Source organism: Candidatus Neomarinimicrobiota bacterium, assembly GCA_036476315.1.
Taxonomy (GTDB): domain Bacteria; phylum Fidelibacterota; class Marinisomatia; order Marinisomatales; family S15-B10; genus JAZGBI01.
On the sequence record JAZGBI010000024.1, the window covers coordinates 1 to 3,026 of the forward strand.

Genomic DNA, 3,026 nt, shown 5'->3' on the forward strand with positions numbered 1-3,026 from the left:
CGGGAGATATTGGGAAGTTTGACGAGGAGGGGTTTCTCAGGATTACCGACCGTAAGAAGAATCTTATTGTCACAAGCGGGGGAAAGAACGTGGCTCCCGGACCTCTGGAGAATGCGCTACTCGCGTCTAAGTACGTCGAGCAGTCTCTTGTGATCGGTGATAGACGGAAGTTCGTCAGTGCCCTGGTGGTTCCTTCGTTCGAAGCGCTGGAAGCGTGGGCAGATGAGAAGGGGATAAAGTTCCAGAATCACGATGAACTAATAGGGAATACTGAGGTTGAGGCTCTATTCAACGATGAACTCATGCACACCATGGAAGGCTTTGCCAGGTACGAAACCGTAAAAAAGATCGCGCTCCTTCCCCGTGAATGGACCATTGCCGACAATGAACTTACTCCCACTCTTAAGGTGAAACGGAAGGTTGTGGAAAAGAAGTACGAAAAGGCGATTGATACCTTGTATGAGGAATCTTCCTGATCCCCTGCCGACGCTCATGCTAAGCTCTGGGAGATCTCTGAATGTCAATATCGTGGGAGCCGGGTCGTGGGGCGGTACGTTCGCCCAACATCTTGTGGGGTTGGGACACAATGTGACGGCGTGGCACGGGGACCCCCATGAGCTGCAGGAAATGTCGAGAACGAGGGTACATCCCTATATAGAAGGTCTTGTTCTGGACAAGAAGATTCGGTTGATAGAGGTGTTTTCCTCTTTTCAGCCTGCAGATATTGCGGTCGTGGCAATCCCTTCACAGGTAGTCAGAGAAGTTCTGGGGAAAACCGCCTTCATCAAGCCGGACACGACAATCGTTAATCTGGCAAAAGGTATAGAAAACGATACGCTGCTTCGAATGAGCGAGGTAATCGCTGAGGTGGCGAACATCCGCCCGTCGAAGATTGCTACCCTCTCGGGTCCCAGCCACGCTGAGGAAGTTGCGCTGGAGATACCCACCGCGGTCGTTGTGGCAGGGGAGGATCCAGAAACCATCGAATCGGTTCAACAAATCTTTTCTTCGGAAACCTTTCGGATCTACACGAGCACCGATGTCGTAGGCGTAGAGTTGGGCGGGTCGATCAAGAACGTTATTGCCATTGCGGCGGGTATCTGCGATGGTATCGGATACGGTGACAACACGAAGGCAGCCTTGATTACCCGGGGTATCGTGGAAATTACGAGGCTGGCTGTGGCGATGGGAGCCAGACCGGAGACGTTGGCCGGACTCAGTGGCATGGGTGATCTTGTGGTAACATGTCTGAGTCGACACAGCAGAAATCGACACGTGGGGGAGGAACTGGGAAAGGGTCGAAAACTCTCCGACATTCTTGGTGAGATGAAGGTTATCGCTGAGGGGATCAGCACGGCCCAATCGATTTACGCATTGATGGAAAAGTATAGTGTGGAAATGCCCATTTGCGCCGCCACCTACCGGGTACTCTTTGAAGACAAAGACCCCAGGAAGGCCGTCAGCGATCTCATGACTCGTGAACTCGTGTATGAATGAGCGCAGGCATCTCAGTTCAAGAACTACCGCAGAAGATGAAAGGAAAGTGATCATGGATTACGGTATTCTCGCAATCATTTCTCTCATCGTGACGCTCCTGGCTTTCGTCGTGGCAGCAGTCATGGAGACGGTGAGAAGAGACCGTCAGGAGTAAGCTGCCAGCATGAGTCAAACAGGTCAATATTGACACAAATGGGCGAGAGTCTCATCATGAAACGAGCATCAAAAGTCAGCTATCGGGGAACTCGTATTCTCATAATCTCTCTGAGCCTGGTATTCCTGTTTTGCGCGAAGGAGAAATCAGAGCGACCCACCTTCGGGCTTGTGGTTCATGGAGGGGCGGGCACGATACTCAGGAAGAATATGACTCCAGAAAGGGAAAAAAACTACCGTCTGGCGCTCACTCAGGCATTATCGGCAGGGTACGGTATTCTTGAAGGAGGTGGGAGCAGTCTCGATGCCGTTGAGACAGTCGTGAGAATGCTCGAGGATTCTCCCCTGTTCAATGCGGGGAAGGGGGCTGTCTTTACAGACCAGGGAACGAACGAGCTTGATGCCTCGATCATGGACGGAAGCACGCTCAATGCGGGAGCCGTCGCCGCCGTCAAACATATAAAGAACCCCGTGAGTCTGGCCAGACTTGTTATGGAAAAATCCCCTCATGTTTTGATGGTGGGGGAGGGAGCGGAAGCTTTTGCCCGGGAGCAGGGGATCGAGCTGGTCCCTCGGGACTATTTCTACACGGAAAAGAGGTGGAAACAGTGGCAGGGGTCAAAGAAGAAAAAGAGTGATAAACCTAGTAGTTCGATGTTGCACGTAACATCCCCGCCGGTGGGAACCGTAGGCGCGACGGCTCTTGACAAAAATGGCAATCTTGCTGCAGCCACGTCGACGGGTGGACTTACCAACAAGAAATTCGGAAGGGTGGGGGATTCGCCACTCATCGGCGCTGGAACCTATGCGGATAACGGTTCATGCGCAGTTTCCGGTACCGGGCACGGTGAGTATTTCATGCGCTTTCTAGTGGCTTACGACATCTCGTCCTTGATGACCTATCGAGGTCTATCTTTGAACGAGGCAGTCGAAACTGTCATTATGCAAAAGCTGACGCAGCAAGGAGGTAGCGGAGGCGTCATCGCGATCGACAGAAAGGGAAATGTGTCAATGAAATTCAATACGGAAGGGATGTACAGGGGTTTTATGGTGGAAAACCAAGATGCGGTGGTGAAGATCTACAAGGAATGATTCCCAACTCTTTCCGGATTTTCGATTTCCAAGCCGTGATGCAATGTGGACAGAATTCGATCATAAAGGCAAATATCTTGAGTTAGGGAAAGAGTAAGACGGTGAGCAAGAAAATGACGAAAGGCAAAGAACATATGGGCACCGGCATCGGAACCCACGGTGTCGCTCCCGTGGGATATATTGAGGTTGCGGGGTCGAGGGAAGCGCTCCGAAAGGCTGCTGAAGAGATTACTAAACTGAGAAAACAAAACGAGCTCCTGAGAAAACAGATCGAGGAAGCTGAG

At 51.7% G+C, this 3,026-nt stretch carries 4 protein-coding genes; all 4 read left to right on the forward strand.

Annotated features, from left to right (window positions below; genetic code table 11):
• A partial coding sequence (locus tag V3U24_02965; GenBank protein MEE9166408.1) for a long-chain fatty acid--CoA ligase occupies positions 1-476 on the forward strand: 476 nt, incomplete at its 5' end.
• Positions 460-1,497: an NAD(P)H-dependent glycerol-3-phosphate dehydrogenase gene (locus V3U24_02970; protein MEE9166409.1), complete on the forward strand. Its 1,038-nt coding sequence runs from the start codon at positions 460-462 to the stop codon at positions 1,495-1,497. The genes V3U24_02965 and V3U24_02970, both read left to right, overlap by 17 nt.
• Positions 1,490-1,651 carry a hypothetical protein gene (locus V3U24_02975; GenBank protein ID MEE9166410.1) on the forward strand — a complete coding sequence of 54 codons (162 nt, stop codon included), beginning with the start codon at positions 1,490-1,492 and terminating at the stop codon, positions 1,649-1,651. The genes V3U24_02970 and V3U24_02975 overlap by 8 nt, the downstream gene beginning before the upstream one ends.
• Before the next feature lie 56 nt (positions 1,652-1,707).
• Positions 1,708-2,742, forward strand: coding sequence for an isoaspartyl peptidase/L-asparaginase (locus V3U24_02980; GenBank protein MEE9166411.1), 1,035 nt, complete (start codon positions 1,708-1,710; stop codon positions 2,740-2,742).
• Positions 2,743-3,026 lie beyond the last annotated feature (284 nt).